Origin of the sequence: Thermus sp. NMX2.A1 (assembly GCF_000511705.1) — a bacterium.
Taxonomy (GTDB): Bacteria; Deinococcota; Deinococci; order Deinococcales; family Thermaceae; genus Thermus; species Thermus scotoductus.
The window spans coordinates 25,923-43,142 of the sequence record NZ_ATNI01000048.1; the positions used below are offsets into that span (position 1 = coordinate 25,923).

The 17,220-nt window shown below is 65.8% G+C and carries 19 protein-coding genes; 10 read left to right on the plus strand and 9 right to left on the minus strand.

Features of this window, described 5'->3' with window-relative positions:
• The 5 genes from proC to TNMX_RS03670 form a co-directional block, all read right to left on the minus strand.
• The gene (proC, locus tag TNMX_RS03650) at nucleotides 1-786 is read right to left on the minus strand and encodes a pyrroline-5-carboxylate reductase (protein ID WP_015717584.1); all 786 of its coding nucleotides are present in this window, start codon (nucleotides 784-786) and stop codon (nucleotides 1-3) included.
• The gene (locus tag TNMX_RS03655; protein ID WP_019550666.1) at nucleotides 783-1,982 is read right to left on the minus strand and encodes an RsmB/NOP family class I SAM-dependent RNA methyltransferase; all 1,200 of its coding nucleotides are present in this window, start codon (nucleotides 1,980-1,982) and stop codon (nucleotides 783-785) included. Before TNMX_RS03655 ends, proC begins: the two co-directional genes overlap by 4 nt.
• Nucleotides 1,979-2,251: a stage V sporulation protein S gene (locus TNMX_RS03660; protein WP_014515944.1), complete on the minus strand. Its 273-nt coding sequence runs from the start codon at nucleotides 2,249-2,251 to the stop codon at nucleotides 1,979-1,981. The genes TNMX_RS03655 and TNMX_RS03660 overlap by 4 nt, the downstream gene beginning before the upstream one ends.
• Nucleotides 2,252-2,342: 91 nt before the next feature.
• Nucleotides 2,343-2,780, minus strand: a complete 438-nt coding sequence (locus TNMX_RS03665) for a type II toxin-antitoxin system RatA family toxin (protein ID WP_038029612.1) — start codon at nucleotides 2,778-2,780, stop codon at nucleotides 2,343-2,345.
• A gap of 9 nt (nucleotides 2,781-2,789) precedes the next feature.
• Nucleotides 2,790-3,230, minus strand: coding sequence for a regulatory protein RecX (locus TNMX_RS03670; RefSeq protein ID WP_019550664.1), 441 nt, complete (start codon nucleotides 3,228-3,230; stop codon nucleotides 2,790-2,792).
• Nucleotides 3,231-3,247: 17 nt separating this feature from the next.
• Between TNMX_RS03670 and TNMX_RS03675 the strand changes: the two genes are divergently transcribed.
• The 6 genes from TNMX_RS03675 to TNMX_RS03700 all read left to right on the plus strand — a co-directional run bounded on the left by TNMX_RS03675 (nucleotide 3,248) and on the right by TNMX_RS03700 (nucleotide 10,501).
• Entirely contained in the window at nucleotides 3,248-3,934 is a 687-nt protein-coding gene (locus tag TNMX_RS03675; RefSeq protein ID WP_038029614.1) for a metallophosphoesterase, read from the plus strand.
• Between the two features lie 4 nt (nucleotides 3,935-3,938).
• Nucleotides 3,939-4,217 (plus strand): Lrp/AsnC family transcriptional regulator, encoded by a 279-nt coding sequence (locus TNMX_RS03680; protein WP_019550662.1) that lies wholly within the window; start codon nucleotides 3,939-3,941, stop codon nucleotides 4,215-4,217.
• A 1-nt stretch (nucleotide 4,218) separates the two neighbouring features.
• Nucleotides 4,219-4,767 (plus strand): CPBP family intramembrane glutamic endopeptidase, encoded by a 549-nt coding sequence (locus tag TNMX_RS03685; RefSeq protein ID WP_038029616.1) that lies wholly within the window; start codon nucleotides 4,219-4,221, stop codon nucleotides 4,765-4,767.
• A gap of 122 nt (nucleotides 4,768-4,889) precedes the next feature.
• On the plus strand, nucleotides 4,890-8,081 hold the full coding sequence (locus TNMX_RS03690) for a serine/threonine protein kinase (RefSeq protein ID WP_038029618.1): 3,192 nt from the start codon (nucleotides 4,890-4,892) through the stop codon (nucleotides 8,079-8,081).
• Complete coding sequence (locus TNMX_RS03695) at nucleotides 8,078-9,121, plus strand: DUF444 family protein (protein ID WP_038029620.1); 1,044 nt, start codon at nucleotides 8,078-8,080, stop codon at nucleotides 9,119-9,121. The genes TNMX_RS03690 and TNMX_RS03695 overlap by 4 nt, the downstream gene beginning before the upstream one ends.
• Before the next feature lie 3 nt (nucleotides 9,122-9,124).
• Complete coding sequence (locus TNMX_RS03700) at nucleotides 9,125-10,501, plus strand: SpoVR family protein (protein WP_038029623.1); 1,377 nt, start codon at nucleotides 9,125-9,127, stop codon at nucleotides 10,499-10,501.
• On the opposite strand, the gene TNMX_RS03705 is transcribed toward TNMX_RS03700, so the two are convergent.
• Genes TNMX_RS03705 through TNMX_RS03715 form a run of 3 tightly spaced genes read right to left on the minus strand, consistent with a single transcriptional unit; the run spans nucleotide 10,498 to nucleotide 12,357 of the window.
• Nucleotides 10,498-11,289 carry a TlpA disulfide reductase family protein gene (locus TNMX_RS03705; protein ID WP_038029625.1) on the minus strand — a complete coding sequence of 264 codons (792 nt, stop codon included), beginning with the start codon at nucleotides 11,287-11,289 and terminating at the stop codon, nucleotides 10,498-10,500. The genes TNMX_RS03700 and TNMX_RS03705 overlap by 4 nt on opposite strands.
• Nucleotides 11,289-11,666: a rhodanese-like domain-containing protein gene (locus TNMX_RS03710; RefSeq protein ID WP_019550658.1), complete on the minus strand. Its 378-nt coding sequence runs from the start codon at nucleotides 11,664-11,666 to the stop codon at nucleotides 11,289-11,291. Before TNMX_RS03710 ends, TNMX_RS03705 begins: the two co-directional genes overlap by 1 nt.
• Before the next feature lies 1 nt (nucleotide 11,667).
• Nucleotides 11,668-12,357, minus strand: coding sequence for a thioredoxin family protein (locus tag TNMX_RS03715; protein ID WP_084221127.1), 690 nt, complete (start codon nucleotides 12,355-12,357; stop codon nucleotides 11,668-11,670).
• A gap of 164 nt (nucleotides 12,358-12,521) precedes the next feature.
• Here TNMX_RS03715 and TNMX_RS03720 point away from each other — a divergent pair, with 164 nt between their 5' ends.
• Genes TNMX_RS03720 through TNMX_RS03735 form a run of 4 tightly spaced genes read left to right on the plus strand, consistent with a single transcriptional unit; the run spans nucleotide 12,522 to nucleotide 16,294 of the window.
• A complete protein-coding gene (locus TNMX_RS03720) occupies nucleotides 12,522-13,958 on the plus strand; it encodes a rhodanese-like domain-containing protein (protein ID WP_038029629.1) in 1,437 nt (478 codons plus the stop codon).
• Between the two features lie 60 nt (nucleotides 13,959-14,018).
• Nucleotides 14,019-14,678: a rhodanese-like domain-containing protein gene (locus TNMX_RS03725; RefSeq protein WP_038029631.1), complete on the plus strand. Its 660-nt coding sequence runs from the start codon at nucleotides 14,019-14,021 to the stop codon at nucleotides 14,676-14,678.
• Nucleotides 14,675-15,436: a sulfite exporter TauE/SafE family protein gene (locus TNMX_RS03730; RefSeq protein WP_038029633.1), complete on the plus strand. Its 762-nt coding sequence runs from the start codon at nucleotides 14,675-14,677 to the stop codon at nucleotides 15,434-15,436. The genes TNMX_RS03725 and TNMX_RS03730 overlap by 4 nt, the downstream gene beginning before the upstream one ends.
• A gap of 9 nt (nucleotides 15,437-15,445) precedes the next feature.
• Complete coding sequence (locus tag TNMX_RS03735; protein WP_038029636.1) at nucleotides 15,446-16,294, plus strand: carbon-nitrogen hydrolase family protein; 849 nt, start codon at nucleotides 15,446-15,448, stop codon at nucleotides 16,292-16,294.
• Here the strand turns inward: TNMX_RS03735 and TNMX_RS03740 are convergent.
• Nucleotides 16,289-17,218: a peptidylprolyl isomerase gene (locus tag TNMX_RS03740; protein ID WP_038029638.1), complete on the minus strand. Its 930-nt coding sequence runs from the start codon at nucleotides 17,216-17,218 to the stop codon at nucleotides 16,289-16,291. The genes TNMX_RS03735 and TNMX_RS03740 overlap by 6 nt on opposite strands.
• Nucleotides 17,219-17,220: the final 2 nt, after the last annotated feature.

Sequence of the window (17,220 nt, forward strand, 5' to 3'; positions counted from 1 at the left end):
TTACTCCGCCTCTCCCAGCTCGTGCCCGCGCCGGGTGGCGGCCTCCACCGCCTCGTAGAAGGCAGCTCTCAAGGAGCGGGCCTCGAGGGCATGGAGGCCGTGGATGGTGGTTCCCCCGGGGCTGGCCACCTCGTCCTTGAGCTGGGCGGGATGGCGGCTTTTCAAGAGCTCCCCCGTGGCCGCCAGGGCCTCCGCCGCCAGGCGCAGGGCCAGGGCCCGGGGCATACCCATCTTCACCCCAGCATCGGCCAAAGCCTCCGCCACCACCGCCAGATAGGCGGGGGCGGAGGCGGACATGGCGGTGAAGGGGTCAAAGAGGTGCTCGGGGATCTCGTACACATCCCCCACGGTGGCGAAAAGGGACCGGGCAAACTCCAGGTCCCCTGCCTCCCGGGCCTCCCTCAAGGCGGTAAGGGCGGTGGAGCTCTCCCCGATCACCGCCGCCAGGTTGGGCATGGCCCGCACCACCCGCCGGGTGTCCAGCCTGCGGGAAAGCACCGCCGTGGATACCCCGGCCATGATGGAGATGTATCCCACCCCGGGGTGGGCGATCTCCGGGGCCAGATGGGGAAAATCCCGGGGCTGGACCGCCAAAAGCACCCGCTCCGCCTGGGCGAGTTCCTTAAGGGCCAAAGGACGAAGCCCAAAGGCCTCGGCCAGCTCCCGGGTGCGCTCCGGGGTGCGGCCCACCACCCCCACCTCCCCGGGCCTGAGGAAACCCCGGTCCAAGGCTCCCTTCAGGATGCTTTTCCCCATCTTGCCCAGGCCCACAAACACCAGCTTCATGATCTAGAGTTTACCTTCCGCAGGCGCAGGTAATAAAACCCATCTAGGCCTCCCTCCGGGGCCACATAGACACCCAGGCCCGACCGAAGCGCGGGAAAGGGGCAGGCTATGGGCTCCGGCACAAACTCCGGGTGCCGGGCAAGAAAGGCCCGGGCCACCCCCTCCCCTTCCTCCTCCGTCAGGGTGCAGACGCTATACACCAGCACCCCCCCTTCCTCCGTAGCCCGGGCAGCGGTCTCCAGAAGCTTAAGCTGCAACTCCGCCATGCGCCTCGGATCTTCTGGAGCCAGGCGGTAGCGGAGCTCGGGATGGCTCCGGAAAGTCCCGGTTCCGGTGCAAGGAGCATCCAGAAGAACCTTTTTGGCCTTCTCGGAAAGAGGTTCCCTCAGGTCCTGGGTGAGGTAGATGACCCTCAGGCCCAGCTTCCTCGCCGTCTTCTCCCCTGCCTCCTGGCGTCTGGGGTTCAGGTCGTAGGACACCACCTCCGCCCCCTTGGCGGCCAGGTAAAAGGCCTTAAGCCCCGCACCCCCGCACAGGTCCAGCACCTTTTCCCCGGGGACAGGGCTAAGAAGCCGGGCGGCAAAGAGGGAAGCGGGGTTTTGGGGCTGGAGGCCTAAAGCAGAAAAGTCGGTTTTCCCTCCCTCCCAGAGGTAGCTATCAGGGATGGGCCCTGGCTTCAATCCCTCCACGGAGCGGTACGCGGTGACGAAGAGGGGAGCGGGCTCGTTGAACCCCTCGGCGAAGGCCACCTGGCCGAAGAATCCTTGCCAGGCTTGGCAAAGCCAGTCGGGCAGGCTGAGGCGTACGCACTCCGGGGCCTCCCGCAGGCTCAAACGACGGAGCACGGCGTTGACCAGGCCGGCGAGGCGCGGGGAAACCTTCTTGGCCTCCTCCACCCAGGGGCTCACCCGGGCATGGTCCGCCTTGCCCGCAAGCCACTCCCAGGCCCCCAGGCGCAGGATGCAGCGCACCTGGGGAGGAAGCCTCTCCGGCTTCCTGAGGTGGGGCTCCAAGAGAAAGTCCAAATACCTCAGGCGGCGCAGGACCCCGTACACCAGGTGGGTGGCGTAGGCCCTGTCCCGCTCGGGCCAGGACAGGCGGTCCAGAGCCCGGTCCAAAAGCAGCTGGGTCCTGCCGCCCCGCTCCACCTCGAGGAGGATGCGAACGGCCAGGGCCCTGGGGCTTCCCGGCCTCAAGACTCCAGGGGATGGGCCTTGATGCTGAACTTAAGGGCGGTCCGCTCCTCGTTCTCCAGGTCCAGCTTGACGAAGGCCGGCTTGACCACCAGGTCCAGGTTGTCTGGGGCGATGTACCCCCGGGCGATGGCGATGGCCTTCACCGCCTGGTTCACCGCCTGGGGCCCGATGGCCTGCACCTCCACCTCCCCCTTGGTGCGCAAGAGCGCCGCAATGGCGCCGGCCACGGAGTTGGGGCGGGACTTGGAAGACACGCGCAACGTTTCCACTTTGACCTCCTGAAAGCTCTTGGGCCACCCCGCTTTGGAAGGACATGGGCGGCTTCAGGCCCATGGTAGAGCAAAAGGGCCCCATGTGCAACTAGGAAGCCAGAACCCGTTCCTCCAGGCCCTTAAGAAGGCTTTCTATGTTCTCCTGCATGAGCTTTTGCACCAGCTTCTGCAAAAGCCCCCCGAAGATGGGGATGGTGAGCTCATAGGTCAGGCTCAGGACCACCCGGGTCCCCTCCCCCTCCGGCAGGAAGACCCAGGTGCCCTCGTACCGGTCAAAATCCCCTTCCGGGGAGTAAAAGCGGTTCCTTAGGTTCTGGTCGTCCCACTCCTCCTCCTCCAGCCAGCGCACCTTCTTGCCCATGGCCACCGCCACCCATTCGCTTCGGGTGCGGTTTCCCTCCTGGGAGTGCACCTTGAGGCTTTCCACCTCCTTGAGGTAGGGCTTCAAGCCCTCCAGGTCCTTGGCCAGGGCATACACCTTTTCCGCTGGCGCCTTGATCAAGCGTTCCGCGCGCACCTCGGGCATGGGCTCTTTTTACCCGCTTTCCTCCTCCTTGACAAGCCGGTAGGCCTCTAGGGCCACGGAAAGGGGGAAACCCCGGCCCCGAAGGAAGCGCACCGCCTTGGCCTTGTCCTGGCGGCGGGGGTAGCGGCGGAGGACCTTAAGCGCCGCCTCCAGGCTCTCCTCCTCCCCATAGGCGGCAAGGACTTCCTCCACCACCTCCTCCGGCACCCCCTGGGCTTTCAGGAGAAACCGGAGCTTATGGGGGCCGTACTTCCGCCTGCTGGCCACGAAGGCTTCCGCAAAGGCCCGGTCGTCCAGATAGCCCAGCTCCTCGAGGCGGGCCAGGGCTCCTTCCACCTCCCCCTCGGGAAAGCGGCCGAGAAGCTTCTCCCGCAGGCGGGCCCGGCTCATGGCCCTTTGGGAGAGGAGCCTTAAGGCATAGGCCAGGGCCTCAGCCTTTTCCATACCCATAGGGTACGCTAAAGCCCATGCGGGTCTTCGCCATCGCCGACCCCCACCTCTCCCGCCTGCACTCCAAGCCCATGACCATCTTCGGCCCCAACTGGCAGGGCCACCCGGAGGCCTTCTTCCGGGGCTGGCGGGAGGTGGTGGCGGAGGGGGACCTGGTGATTGTGCCTGGAGACATCTCCTGGGCCATGCGCCTGGGGGAGGCCCTGCCGGACCTCCTGGACCTGGCCGCCTTGCCCGGCAAAAAGGTGCTCCTGAAGGGGAACCACGACTACTGGTGGCCCTCCATAACCCGCCTGAGGGCCGTTTTGCCCGAGGGCATGTACGCCCTGCAAAACGACGCCCTGGTCTTGGATGGGGTGGCGGTGGCGGGAAGTAGGGGCTGGCAGTATCCCCCCGCCACCCCAGAGGACGAGCGGATCTTCGCCCGGGAGGTGGAGCGGCTCAAGCTCTCCCTACAGGACCTCAAGGGCAAACCCTACCGCCACCTGGTGGTGGCCTTCCACTTTCCCCCCTTCGGCCCCAAGGGGGAAGCCACCTCCCTTCTGGAGCTGGCCGCGGAGGCCAAGCCCCAGGCCATCGTCTACGGCCACCTGCACGGGGCCGACCCGGAAAAGCTTCCCAAAGAGTACCGGGGCATTCCCCTCCACCTGGTGGCCGCCGACGCCCTGGCCTTCCGGCCCAAGCTGATCCTGGAGGTAGGATAAAGGGGTGATCACCGCCTTCGTACTCATCCGTGCCCGCGGGGACCGGATCGCCACCCTGGGCGAGGCCATCGCCGAACTCCCCCAGGTGGCCGAGGTCTACTCGGTTACAGGCCCCTTTGACCTGGTGGCCCTTTTGCGCCTGAAGGACCTCGAGGAACTGGACGATGCTGTCACCCAGGGGATCCTGGCCCTGGAAGGAGTGGAGCGCACGGAAACCCTCCTGGCCTTCCGCGCTTACCCCAAGAAGCTCCTGGACCAGGGCTTCGCCCTGGGCGGGGAGTAGGTTGGTTCCTCCACCCCTGGGCTTCCTCCTGGCCCTCCAAGGGGGGCTACTCCTCCTTGGGGCTTCGGGCATGCTCCTCTTGGGCCTTCCCTTCGGCCAGGCGGGTCCCAAGGAGCTCTTCTATGCCCTGGGCCTCTTCCTGGCCTTGGCCGCTTTGGAGGAAGCCTTCCGGCACCTTTTCCCCGCTTCCTTCCAGGAGGCGGAAAACCTCCACCGGGCCTTGGGAGAAGCCCTGCGCCGGGCTGGGGTAGGACCCGCGGTCCTCCTTCTCCTCGCCCTCCTTTCGGGGGTGGCCGAGGAAGTCTTCTTCCGGGGCCTTCTGCAAAGCCTCCTCATGGCCTGGCTGGGGCCCTCGGGGCTCTTCCTCCAGGCCCTGGCCTTCGCCCTCCTTCACCCCGCCCCTAGGCGGGCCCTCGCCTACCCCGTATACACCGGGCTTGCCGGGCTCCTTTTCGGGCTCACCTACCTTCTCACCGGAAGCCTTCTCCCCGGCATCCTGGCCCACTTCCTCCACAACGCCCGGGGGTTCTACGAGATCTCAAGAAGCTAGGAAAGCTTAGCGCAAATCCCCTTCCCCGGCTAGAACCAGGGCCACATTCGCCGCCCAGAACCTGCTACAATAAAGGCAAAGCTATCAAAACCCGTCCCTGGCCGGTATGAAGGAGGGCGTCCATGAACGAACTGGAGCGCATCCGTCGCCGTCAAGACCTCGAGGCCTACCGGGCCCTGAGCTGGGAAGGCTCCTTCGCCGACTATCTAGGCCTTCTCAAGAAGGACCCCAGGCCCTTGAGGACCAGCTTCCAGCGGGTCCACGACATGATTATCTCCTACGGGGTGGAGGAGTATACCCTCTTCAGGGAAAAGCTCCTCCATTACCGCTTCTTCGAGGACCCCTTCGAAGGGGGAAAGGACGCCATCTTCGGCCTGGACAAGCCCCTCATGCGCCTGGTGGCCACCTTAAAGGCCGCCGCCCACCGCCTGGGGCCCGAACGGCGGATCCTCCTCCTCCACGGTCCTGTGGGCTCGGCCAAGAGCACCATCGCCCGGCTTCTCAAGAAGGGCCTCGAGGCCTACAGCCGCACGGAAGAGGGAAAGCTCTTCACCTTCTATTGGAAGACCAAGGAAGGCCCCCTTCCCTGCCCCATGCAGGAGGAGCCCCTCCTCCTCCTGCCCAAGGAGATCCGAAACGAGTTTCTCGAGGAGCTTAGGCACCTCCATCCCGAGTACCCCTACCCCCTCGAGCTGGAGGGGGATCTCTGCCCGGTATGCCGCTTCCAGATGCGGGAGGCCTTGGCCCGCCACGGGGGGGATCTGGCCAAGGTGCTGGAGGAGGAGATCGTGGTGAAGCGCCTGGTCCTTTCGGAAAAGGACCGCATCGGCATCGGCACCTTCCAGCCCAAGGACGAAAAGAACCAGGACTCCACCGAGCTCACCGGGGACATCAACTACCGCAAGGTGGCCATCTACGGCTCCGACTCCGACCCCAGGGCCTTTAACTTCGACGGGGAACTCAACATCGCCAACCGGGGCCTGGTGGAGTTCATCGAGATCCTCAAGCTGGACGTGGCCTTCCTCTACGACCTCTTAACCGCCAGCCAGGAGCACAAGATCAAGTCCAAGAAGTTCGCCCAGACGGACATAGACGAGATCATCCTGGGCCACAGCGTGGCGGGCTGGACCCCTATCCTCTACCGGCACCGGGGTAAGCCGGGCTGGACCACGCTGGAGGGGCTTTACGAGCACTTCGGCGAGCGGCCCAAAGGGCTCGAGGTGTTGGCCTACGACCCTGAACGCAAGGAGGCTCGCTGGACCCGGGTCTTGGGCCTCTACCGGCACCCCTTCTTCGGGGAGCTTCTCACCTCTGCCCAGAAATGGGGCGTGGTGGAGACCACGCCCAACCACTCCCTTTACGACCGGGAAGGCCGGGTCTTCTACCCCGAGGAGGGGCGGGAGATGCTGGGCCTCCGTAAACTGCCACCCCTCGCCCCCCCGCCCCAGACGGTGAACGTGGTGGGGGGCGTACCGGGCTTCGCCATGGAAGAGGAACTGGCCCCAGCCATCGCCGCCCGGCGCCTCACCCGCCCTGCCCCACCGGGGTTTGCGCGGCTCGCCCTGCCCCGCCACGCCACCCTCCTCAAGGCCCTCTACCGCCTGCCCCAGGAAGAAGAGGACCTAAAGGCCCTCCTCACCGTCCTCATCTGGTACGCCACGGAGGGGCACGGAAACGCCCGCAACGGGGGCATCGTCATCTCCTCGGCCAACCGGGAGGAGCTGGAGCGGGTCAAGGCCGCCTATGAGCGGATCTCCGACGGCAAGGGCTATATCCACGTGGGCTCCAAGCGGGACTCTGCCTGGCGGCTTTACCTGGGGGCCGAGGCCGTCCGGGTTCTGGCCGAGCACCACTGCGGCAAAGGCGCGGCGCAAAAGCGCCTCCCCGACTTCCTCTTCACCCTTCCCCGCCCCTACCTGGAGTACGCTTGGGAAGAGCTCCTCAAGACCGACGGGTCCCGGCGGCTGAGCCGAGAGCAGGCCAAAGGCTCCGAGGCCTACCAGCGGCTTTATGGGGAGTTCAAGACCATCTCCCCCATACTGGCTGCCCAAGTAGGGGTGCTCCTAAGCCTCCTGGGGCACGATTACAGCGTCTACCTCTACCCGAGACCCGGGAAAGCCCCCGCCTACCGGGTCCGCTACGTCTCCGGGGAGGGCAAACCCGGGGGAAGGCACAAGCGGTACACCCACCGTCTCTTCCGCCGCCCCGCCCAGGGAGAGTGGGTCTACGACATTGCCTGCGAGGGCCTCCACAACTTCGTCTGCGGGGTGGGCAGCGTGGTCTGCCACAACACCAACGAGCCCGAGTACCGCAAGCTCCAGGCCAACGAGTACATGGAGGCCCTGCGGGACCGCACCATCAAGATCGACGTCCCCTACATCCTTCGGGTTTCCGACGAGGTGAAGATCTACCAGCGGGACTTCAGCAAGGTCAGGGCCAAGCACATCGCCCCCCACACCCTGGAGATGGCCGCCACCTGGGCGGTCCTCACCCGGCTGGAGCCTCCCAAGCGGGCGGGGCTCACCCTCATGCAGAAGCTCAAGCTCTACGACGGCAAGCTCCTTCCTGGCTGGACGGAGGAGGCGGTGCGGGAGCTCATGGCCGAGGCCAAGCGGGAGGGCCTCGAGGGCATCAGCCCCCGCTACATCCAGGACAAGATCTCCAACGTCCTGGTCACCTCGGAGGAACCCTGCATCAACCCCTTCATGGTGATGAACGAGCTGGAAGAGGGCCTCAAGCACCACTCCCTGATCTCCGACGAGAAAACCCGGGAACGCTACAAGGCCCTTCTGCAGGAGGTCAAGGCCGAGTACGCGGAAATCGTGAAGAACGAGGTGCAAAGGGCCATCGCCGCCGACGAGGAGGCCCTAAACCGCCTCTTCCACAACTACATCGACCACGTAAAGGCCTACGTCCTGGGGGAGAAGGTGAAAAACCCCTACACCGGTGCCCCCGAGCCCCCCAACGAAAGGCTCATGCGCTCCATAGAGGAACGCATAGAGATCCCCGAATCCCGAAAGGACGACTTCCGCCGGGAGATCATGAACTATATCGGCGCCCTGGCCCTGGAAGGGAGGCAGTTCACCTACAAGGACAACGAAAGGCTCCGCCGGGCCCTGGAGCTCAAGCTCTTCGACGACCAGAAGGACACCATTCGCCTCTCCGCCCTGGTCTCGGGGGTGGTGGACCCGGAGACCCAGGCCAAGATCGACGTGGTCAAGGCCCGCCTCATCCGCGACCATGGCTACTGCGAGCACTGCGCCAGCGGGGTTTTGGAGTTCGCCGCCTCCATCTTCGCCCGGGGTGAGCGATGAGGCCCATTGAGCGCGACCTTCTGCGCTTTAAGGAGATCGTTCGCGGGGAGGTGAAAAAACGGGCCCGGGAGTTTTTAACCCGGGAGGAGCTCTTCGGCCAGGTGGAAGGCCGCCTGGTCTCCATACCCCTGCCCCAGCTGGAGCTTCCCAAGATCGTCTACGGGGAACCCCTGGGGGAAGACCTGGGCCTTGGGGGTCCGGGGACGGAAAGCCTGGGCCCTGCGGGCCACGTGCCCGTGGCCGAGCTAGAGCTGGAGGAGTTTTTGGACCTGGTGGGCGAGGCCCTGCGCCTTCCCCGGCTCAGGCCCAAGGGGGAAGGGGAGGTTACGGAGGAGGCCTTCCGCTACACCACCATCGCCCGCAAGGGGCCAAGGGGCCTGCGCCACGTGCGCCGCACCCTTAAGGAAAGCCTCAAGCGGGCCCTCATCACCGGGGAGTACCGCCCGGAGGAGCCCCTTTTGGTCCCCGAGCGGGAGGACCTCCGCTACAAGGCCCCGAGGAGTAAGCCCAGGCCCCACGCCCAGGCGGTGGTCCTCTTCGCCCTGGACGTTTCGGGGAGCATGCGGGAGGAGGAGCTTAGGCTGGTGAAGACCCTCTCCTTCTGGATCACCCTCTGGATCAAGCGCCACTTCCCCCGCCTGGAAAGGCGCTACCTCCTGCACGACGCCGAGGCCTGGGAGGTAACGGAGGAGGAGTTCTTCCGGGCCCGGGAAGGCGGGGGTACCCGGCTTTCCAGCGCCCTCCTCCTGGCGGAGGAGATCCTGAAGCGTTACCCGGAGGCCTTTTACAACCGCTACCTCTACCACTTCTCCGACGGGGAGAACTGGCAGGGGGACACCCCCGTGGCCCTCGAGGCCCTAAGGCGCCTCCTCCCCACCCTGGCCCTCTACGGGTACGCCCAGGTGCAGGGGCCCTACGGCCAGGGGCGGTTCCTTGAGGACCTGAAGGAAGCCCTGGGCAAGGAGGAAGGGCTCGCCGCCATGGAGGTACACGGCAAGGAGGATCTGCCCCTGGCCCTTAGGCGGCTTTTGGGAGGCTGAAGGATGCGCAAGGAACTGAGGCGCTGGACCGAGATCCTCAGGGAAAGAGCCCTGGCGGAAGGGCTTTCCTTTCCCCCGGTGCTCTTTGAGGAGGTGGGTCCGGAGGAGATGGCCATGCTGGCCGCCTACGGGGGCTTTCCCCGGCGCTATTCCCACTGGCGCTTCGGCAGCGAGTACCTGCGCTACCGGGAAACCTACCGCTACGGCCTCGGGCGCATCTACGAACTGGTGGCCAACACCTACCCCGTGCACGCCTACCTCCTTAAGGGCAACACCCTCCTCGCCCAGAAGCTGGTCATGGCCCACGTCTACGCCCACGCCGACTTCTTTCACAACAACCTGGCCTTCAAACCCATCCCCAAGGACATGGAAGCGGAGATGGCCCACCATGCGGCCTTTGTGGAAAAGGCCATGGAGCGGCATGGGGCGAGAAGCGTGGAGGAGTTTCTGGACCTAGCCCTTTCCCTGGAAAACCTCATCGATCCCCACGCCCTCTACATCCAAAGGCAGGCGGGGGAGGATAAGGAGGAAAGACCCCCTGACCGCCTCCAGGTACGCCCCTACCTGGATCCCTACGTGAACCCTCCTCCAGCGCCTCCCAAGGAAGCCGAGGAGGGGGCAAGCCCCATCCCCCTCCCCCCCAGACCCACCCGGGACATCCTGGGCTTTCTGGCCCGGCACGCCCCCTTGGCCCCCTGGCAGAAGGGCATCCTGGAGATCATCCGGGAGGAGAGCCTGTACTATGTCCCCCAGGCAGCCACCAAGATCCTCAACGAGGGCTGGGCCACCTACTGGCACACCCGCCTCCTCCTCCCCCTCCTCTCCCCGGAGGAGGCTCTGGAGTTCGCCGAGCTCCAGGCCGGGCTTCTCGCCCCACACGGCTTTAACCCTTACCGCCTGGGCTACCTGCTCCTAAAGGAGGTGGAGGAACGCTGGGATAAGGGGCGGTTCGGCCCCGAGTACGAGGCCCTGCCCCTAGGGGAGCGGCTCACCTACGAGAGGCCCACCGGCCTGGGGCTCAAGCAGCTTTTCCAGGTGCGCACCGTCCACACGGACCTGAGCTTCCTGGATAGCTTCCTGACCCCCGAGTTCGCCCTCAGGCAGAGGCTCCTCAACCCCGAGGACCTTCCCCGCTTCGCCGAGGCCAAGAAGGCCCTCCTCTTCCGCCTCACCAACGGGGGCTACCCCATCGTGGAGCTGGTGGACGCCAACTACGGGAACCGGGGAGAGCTCCTTCTGGAACACGCCTACGAGGGCGTGGAGCTGGACCTGAAAAAGACCCAGGCGGTGCTGGAGAACCTCTACCGCCTGTGGGGCCGGCCGGTGCACCTGAAGACAGTGGTGGGGGAAAAGGAAACCCTGCTTTCCGCGGGAAGCTAGCGCAAAACCCGGAGGTAGCCCAAAAGGAGGGCCTCGGAAAGCTCCCCCAGGTGCCGGGCCACCAGGCGCCCCTCCCGGTCAAAGAAAAAGGTGGTGGGAAGGCCCTGGGTCTTCAGGACCTGGGAAAGCTGGGTTTCCGGATCCAGGAGAACCCACTCGGGGGCCAGCTTCTCTTCCTCTAAAAAGCTCCGCACCACCGCCGGTCCCTCCCCCTGGCTGGCGAAGGCGAAGCGCACCTCGGGGTGCTCCTGGCTCAGGCGCACCATCATGGGTAGTTCCCGCTGGCAAGGAGGGCACCAGGTAGCCCAGAGGTTCAGGACCAAAGGCTTCCCCCGGAAGTCCTGGAGGTTCACCGGGGTACCCCCCAGGGTGGCGAGGGTGACCGAGGGCAGCCGCACCTCCTCCCCCCCTCGCCTCTGCACCTGGAAGACCCCGAAGACCAAACCGGCTGCCAACGCAGAGAACAGGGCATACCGCCAAAGGTTCCTGGGCAAAGCCATCAGCGTGTACCCTCCCGCAGCCAGGATACCCCAAAGGGGAGTAAAACCTCCTTGCCAAACGTAAAGGACGGAAAGGGGATCCCTGGCGAACACCGAAGCGTTTTCCAGCACAAAGCCAAGCCGCGCCCCCACAAAGCCCAGCAAAATAGCGTTGTACACCCAGAGGGCCAGCCGGCGATCCACCCGACGTGCCGCCACCTCGGCCACCGCCACCAGGGCCAAAAGGGCCAGGAACACCTGGAACCTGACCCAGGGGATGGCGAAGGGTCCGATCTGGATAGCATCCATCAGCGAACCAGAGGAAAACCCGCCCTTTCAATGGCCAAAACCCCGCCCTCCAGGTTGTAGAGGTTGGTGTACCCCTTTTTCTTCAGGTACTCCGCCGCTTGGCGGCTGCGGTTGCCGCTACGGCAGTAGAGGTAGACGGGCTTGTCCTTGGGGAGCTTGTCGGCCCAGGCGGCGATCTCCTGAAGGGGCAGGTTTACCGCGCCCGGCACGTGGCCCTGGGCGAACTCCTGGGGGGTGCGCACGTCCACCACCCAGGCCCCGGACTCGAGGGCCCGGTAAAGCTCTCCTGGATCCACATCCTGGTAGCTCCCCTTGGGCCCACAGGCGGCGAGGACTAGGGGAAGGGCGAAAAGGCCAAGGAGGGCGCGGCGATTCACCTTAGGCCCTCACCCCCACGGCCCTTTGTATGGCCTGGAGGAACTGGGAAAGGGGTTGGGCGCCCAAAATCCGCTCCTTTCCGTGGTTGATGACGGTGTCGGGTACGCCGTGGATGTGGTAGCGCTCGGAAAGGGCAGGGAACTCGTTGGCCTCGATCATCTCGCCCCAGACCTTAGGGGAAGCGTAAGCCATGCGGTGGGCGGTGCGCACCGCCTGCGGGCAGTAGGGGCAGGTGGGGGTGACGAAGACCTGGAGCACCACCTCCTCGGGGAGGTTGTTGAGCTCCTCCACCACGTTTTCCGGCAGGCCGTGGCCATCCCGGCCCAGCATCTCTATGTCCTCGAGGAGGCTTGCGAACTCGTACCCCGCCGGGATACCCCGGTAGCGCAGGTTAATGGCCTCGGAGCCCTTCTCCCGCAGGATCAGGGTGGGGGGATCCTCCACCCTGTACTCCTTGGCCTTCTCCTTGCCCTCGGGGGTGGCCAGGTCGTAGACCACCAGGTGAAGCCTATCCGAAAGGGCGGCCAGCTCCTCCAAAAGCTGCTTGGTTTCCTTGCAGTACAGGCAGGGCTCCTTACCCGGGGCGATCAGGGTGGAGGTGTCGGTGAAAAGCACCAGCTCCACATCCCGCACCAGGTTGGAAAGCCGCTCGCGTACCATCTCCTGCTCCTTAGGTCCCAGTAGCGCCATCGTATCCTCCCGGATACCCCCGTAGGGGTACATCCTTTGTTGAATATAGCAGATGTGTCCCGTAAAGAATAGACCTCCGTGCACGCTGTCCCGGTTGACACCTAGTACCCCCATAGGGTATCGTAGCGGCGTGGGGACAATAGTCCCATACCGGAGGTGAAGCCATGGTTTTCAGGCAGATTTACGAGGAAGGCTTGGCCCAAATGAGCTACCTCCTGGGATGCGCCGCCACCGGGGAGGCCCTGGTGGTGGACCCCAAGCGGGACGTGGACACCTATCTGGAGCTGGCGGAAAGCCTGGGCCTGCGCATCACCGCCATCGCCGAAACCCACATCCACGCCGATTACCTCTCGGGAGCCCGGGAGCTGGCCAAGGCCACCGGGGCCACCCTGTACCTCTCGGACGAAGGGGACGAGAACTGGAAGTACAAAGGACTGGAGGGCTTCTCCCATGTCCTCCTCAGGGATGGGGATGAGTTTAGGGTGGGGAATATCCGGGTGAAGGCCGTGCACACCCCGGGCCACACCCCGGAGCACCTTTCCTTCCTGGTGGCGGACGGGGCGGTAACGGACGAACCCCTCCTCTTCCTCACGGGCGACTTCGTCTTCGTGGGGGACATCGGCCGGCCGGACCTTCTGGAGGAGGCTGCCGGCATCAAGGGCACCGCCCTGCCCGGGGCCCGGCGCATGTTCCGAAGCCTCAAGGAGAAGTTCCTCACCCTTCCCGACCACGTGCAGGTCTGGCCAGGCCACGGGGCAGGTTCCGCCTGCGGCAAAGCCCTGGGGGCCCTTCCCGCCACCACCGTGGGCTACGAGAGGCGGCACGCCTGGTGGGCGGAGTACCTGGAAAAAGACGATGAGGAGGGCTTCGTAAAAGCGCTTCTCGCCGGTCAGCCGGAAGCCCCCACCTACTTCAAGGAGATGAAGCGGCTCAACCGGGACGGCATGCCCATCCTGGGAGGCATCCCCCACCCGGGCCGCCTCACCAAGGCCCAGTTTGACCGGTACCTGAGGGAGGGGGCCATCCTGGTGGACACCCGGGACAAGTTCGCCTTCGCCGGGGGGCACATCCGGGGGGCCATCAACATCCCTGCCGGAAAGAACTTCTCCACCTGGGCGGGCTGGCTTCTTCCCTACGACCGGCCCCTGATCCTCCTGGCCCATCCCTCCGAGGTGGAGGCCCTGACCCGGGCCCTGATCCGCATTGGCCTGGACGAGGTGGTGGGGTATATCCCGGGCCTCCAGGGGTATGCGGACGGGGAGCTGGAAACCGTACCCCAGATCACGGCCCGGGAGGCCAAGGCCCTCTGGGAGCGGGGCGAGGCGGTGATCCTGGACGTGCGGGGCCGGGACGAGTACCTGGCCGGGCACATCCCTGGGGCCCTCAACATCCATGCCGGCCGCGTCCTCGCCCACCTGGACAAGCTCCCCAAGGAGAGGCCCCTCATCGTGCACTGCGTGGGCGGGGACCGCTCCAGCACCGCCATCAGCGCCCTCTTGTCCCATGGCTTCAGGAATGCCCTGAACCTCACCGGGGGGATTAGGGCCTGGCAGGAAGCCAGCTTCCCGGTGGAGAAGGGCGAGGAGCTGGTAAGCGCCTGAGTGTAGCGCCGGGGAACTGGGGTTCTGCCCCAGTCCCCCAAACATCCCAAGGAGGTAAACATGTACGAAGCCGAGGTCAAGGACCTGAGCCCAGAGGAAGCCAAAGAGCTCTACGACCAGGGCGTGGCGTTCATCGATGTGCGGGAGGTGGAGGAGTACGCCCAGGCCCGGATTCCCGGGGCAGGCCTAGTGCCCCTTTCCGAGTTCATGGCCCGCTACGGGGAGATCCCCAAGGACCGGCCCGTGGTCCTCTACTGCCGCACGGGAAACCGCTCCTGGCAGGCGGCCGCCTGGCTCACCGCCCAGGGCTACGGGAACATCTACAACCTCGAGGGGGGCATCGTCCGCTGGTACAGGGCAGGCCTCCCCGTGGACACCAGCCCGGTGGAGGTGGGCTACACCGCCACCCCGTACCAGGAGGTGGGCCCCCACGAGGCGGAAAAGCTTTTGCAGGAAGCCTTGGTGGTGGACGTGCGGGAGCCCTGGGAGTACGCCGATGGACACGTGCCCGGAGCGGTGAACATCCCCCTCTCCTCCCTGCCGCAAAGGCTTAAGGACCTGCCCAAGGACCGGCCCATCCTCCTGGTCTGCAACTCCGGCAACCGCTCGGGGGTGGCGGCGGACTTCCTGGTGGGCCAGGGCTTCCCCGGGGAACGGGTGTACAACCTAGAGGGGGGCACCTACGCCTGGATGGGCGCGGGCTTGCCGATCGAGCGATGAGTCTGGCCCTTCTTGGCGCTCTTCTCATCGGGGTTTCCCTGGGGCTACTGGGCTCAGGGGGGTCTATTCTTACCGTGCCCGTGCTGGTCTACCTCCTGGGGGAGCCTCCCAAGCAGGCCATCGCCGAAAGCCTACTCATCGTGGGAGGGATCGCCCTTCTGGGAGCCCTGCCCTACGCCCTAAGGGGCCTGGTGGACTGGCGCAACGTGCTCTTCTTCGGCCTTCCGGGCATGGCGGGCACCTACCTGGGGGCCTGGCTTTCCCGCTTCGTTTCCGGGGAGGTGCAGCTTCTCACCTTCGCCCTGGTGATGCTTCTTGCCGCCTACTTCATGGCCCGGCCAAGCCCCCTAAGGGCCGAGGGCAAAGGGTGCCGCAAGCCCTGGAAGATCGTCCTGGACGGGCTAGTGGTAGGGGCCCTCACCGGCTTCGTGGGGGTGGGTGGGGGCTTTCTCATAGTGCCCGCCCTGGTCCTTTTGGGACGGCTTCCCATGCACCTGGCCATCGGAACCAGCCTCTTCATCATCGCCCTCAAGTCCTTCGCCGGCTTCTACAAGTACCTGCACCTTCTGCCCGAGCTGGGCCTGGCCGTCAACTACGGGGTGGCCCTCCTCTTCGTTGGGGTGGGAACCCTGGGAAGCTTCCTGGGTAGCCGGCTGGCGGTGCGGCTACCCCAGGGGGACCTGCGGCGGGGGTTTGCCCTTTTCCTGGTGGCCATGGGGGCCTTCATCGTGGCCCAGAGCCTGGCCCAGGGGCATTAGACTGAAGGGGTGCGCTTCCGCACCCTCTTGGCCATCCAGGCGGAGGTCAAGCCGGACTTTTACCGCACGGAGGAGGCCTTCCGGGAGCGGGTCTTCTCCTTGCTGGAAAGCCTCGAGGGCACTTCCTCTCCCCGCCTGGTTGCCTTCCCGGAGCTCTTTGGGCTTCCCCTCCTCCTCCACCTGGAGGGGGATTTTCATCCCAGGGACCTCCTGAAAAACCCCCTTCTCCCCTGGAGGCGGGCCCGGCGGGCCTACGGGGTTTTCCAGCAGGTAATGGCGGAGGCCGCCCGGGCCTTCGGCACCTATCTTCTGGCGGGCACCCTGCTCTCCCCGCCCTACGAGGAGGAGCTGGCCCGGGGGCGGTTCGCCCGCACGCCCCTTTTTCAGAACCTCGCCCTTTTCCTCAACCCCGAAGGCCGCTTGTTGGCCCAGGTGCCCAAGATGGAACTCACACCCCCTGAGCGCTGGCTCAGGCGGGGCACCTTCGGCCCCCACCTGGTGGAAACCCCGGCGGGCAGGGTGGGCATCCTCATCTGTCTGGACGGCTTTTTCGAGCGGTACCTGGCCCGGCTGGACGCCCTGGGGGCGGAGGTTCTCCTGCAACCCTCCGCCAACCCCGCCCCCTGGGACCGCCCCTGGCCCTGGGATGGATCCCGAAGGGAAGGGGAGGTCTGGAGGGCTTCCGCCCAGGAGAGGCTTGTGGGCCGGGAACACCTCCGGCTCCTCCTGAACCCCATGCTGAACGGCCAGATTCTGGGCCTCACCTTTGAGGGGCAAAGCGGCATCTACGCCCCCGGGGAGGCCCTGGCCTTGGCCCCTGCCCCAAGGGGGGATGCGGCCCTCCTCCTAACCCTATAGGCGCTCGGGGAAAAGGGTGATGGGATAGGGGCGGATCAGGAACTTGACCAGCCTTTCCCAGGCCTTGTCCTTCACCCCCTGGGCCAGCTCCTCCGCCACCTCCTCCAAGGGGTAGCGGCCCGGGGGTACCAGCCTTTCCAGGAGGATCACGTGGAAGCCAAACTCCGTCCCCAGGGGAGGGGAAACCTCCCCGGGCTTCAGGGCCAGCAGGGCCTTTTCAAAGGCGGGGATGTAGGTGCCTTCCGGCTCGCAGCCGAGATCCCCCCCGGCTTCCTTGGAGCCCGGGTCCTGGGAAACCTCCTTGGCCACCTGGGCGAAGGCCTCCCCCTTGGCCAGGCGGGCCAGGACCTCCTTGGCCGCCTCGAGGGTGGGCACCAGGATGTGCCGGGCGCAGTAGAGGGCGGGGTGGCGGTACTCCGGGGAAAGGAGCCAAAGGGCCTTCAGGGCCGCTGGGGAAACCTTAAGCTCCATGCGGTAATGGGCTTCCAGAGCCTCGAGGGCCATGGCCTCGGCCAGGAGGGTGCGGTAGGTGGCCAGGTCGGGCACCCCTGCCCCTTCCAGGGCCTTCCGCAGGGCCTCCTCCTCGGGAAAGGCCTTCACGAGCTCCGCCACCTGGGCCTCCACGCTGTCGGGTAGGGGCCAGAACCCCTGGCGCCTGGCCAGCAAAAGAAGCGCCCGCTCCTCCGCCAGGGCCTCCAGGTATGGAGCCCGGTACTGCGCCAGGAGGGCGCGGGTTTCCTCCGAGTCGGGGAGGCCAAGCTGCCGGAGTGCGCTTTTGGCGAAGAGGCCAAAGCGGAGCTCAAACTGGCTTTTGGTGATGTGTTCGGGCCCCACCTGGGCCACCACGGGGTCTTCCTGGGCCCGGGCAAAGGGGGATAAGCTTAGGCTTAAGGTTAGGAGAAAAAAAGGAAGCGCATGCCCCATGC

Excerpts from the sequence above, each read along its gene's own strand:
- TNMX_RS03675 (WP_038029614.1), top strand. The coding sequence starts at position 3,248 with ATGCGGGTCTTCGCCATCGCCGACCCCCACCTCTCCCGCCTGCACTCC.
- TNMX_RS03690 (WP_038029618.1), top strand. The coding sequence starts at position 4,890 with ATGAACGAACTGGAGCGCATCCGTCGCCGTCAAGACCTCGAGGCCTAC.
- TNMX_RS03670 (WP_019550664.1), bottom strand. The coding sequence starts at position 3,230 with ATGGGTATGGAAAAGGCTGAGGCCCTGGCCTATGCCTTAAGGCTCCTC.
- TNMX_RS03715 (WP_084221127.1), bottom strand. The coding sequence starts at position 12,357 with ATGGCGCTACTGGGACCTAAGGAGCAGGAGATGGTACGCGAGCGGCTT.
- TNMX_RS03695 (WP_038029620.1), top strand. The coding sequence starts at position 8,078 with ATGAGGCCCATTGAGCGCGACCTTCTGCGCTTTAAGGAGATCGTTCGC.
- TNMX_RS03665 (WP_038029612.1), bottom strand. The coding sequence starts at position 2,780 with ATGCCCGAGGTGCGCGCGGAACGCTTGATCAAGGCGCCAGCGGAAAAG.
- TNMX_RS03700 (WP_038029623.1), top strand. The coding sequence starts at position 9,125 with ATGCGCAAGGAACTGAGGCGCTGGACCGAGATCCTCAGGGAAAGAGCC.
- TNMX_RS03720 (WP_038029629.1), top strand. The coding sequence starts at position 12,522 with ATGGTTTTCAGGCAGATTTACGAGGAAGGCTTGGCCCAAATGAGCTAC.
- TNMX_RS03730 (WP_038029633.1), top strand. The coding sequence starts at position 14,675 with ATGAGTCTGGCCCTTCTTGGCGCTCTTCTCATCGGGGTTTCCCTGGGG.
- TNMX_RS03705 (WP_038029625.1), bottom strand. The coding sequence starts at position 11,289 with ATGGATGCTATCCAGATCGGACCCTTCGCCATCCCCTGGGTCAGGTTC.
- proC (WP_015717584.1), bottom strand. The coding sequence starts at position 786 with ATGAAGCTGGTGTTTGTGGGCCTGGGCAAGATGGGGAAAAGCATCCTG.
- TNMX_RS03740 (WP_038029638.1), bottom strand. The coding sequence starts at position 17,218 with ATGGGGCATGCGCTTCCTTTTTTTCTCCTAACCTTAAGCCTAAGCTTA.
- TNMX_RS03725 (WP_038029631.1), top strand. The coding sequence starts at position 14,019 with ATGTACGAAGCCGAGGTCAAGGACCTGAGCCCAGAGGAAGCCAAAGAG.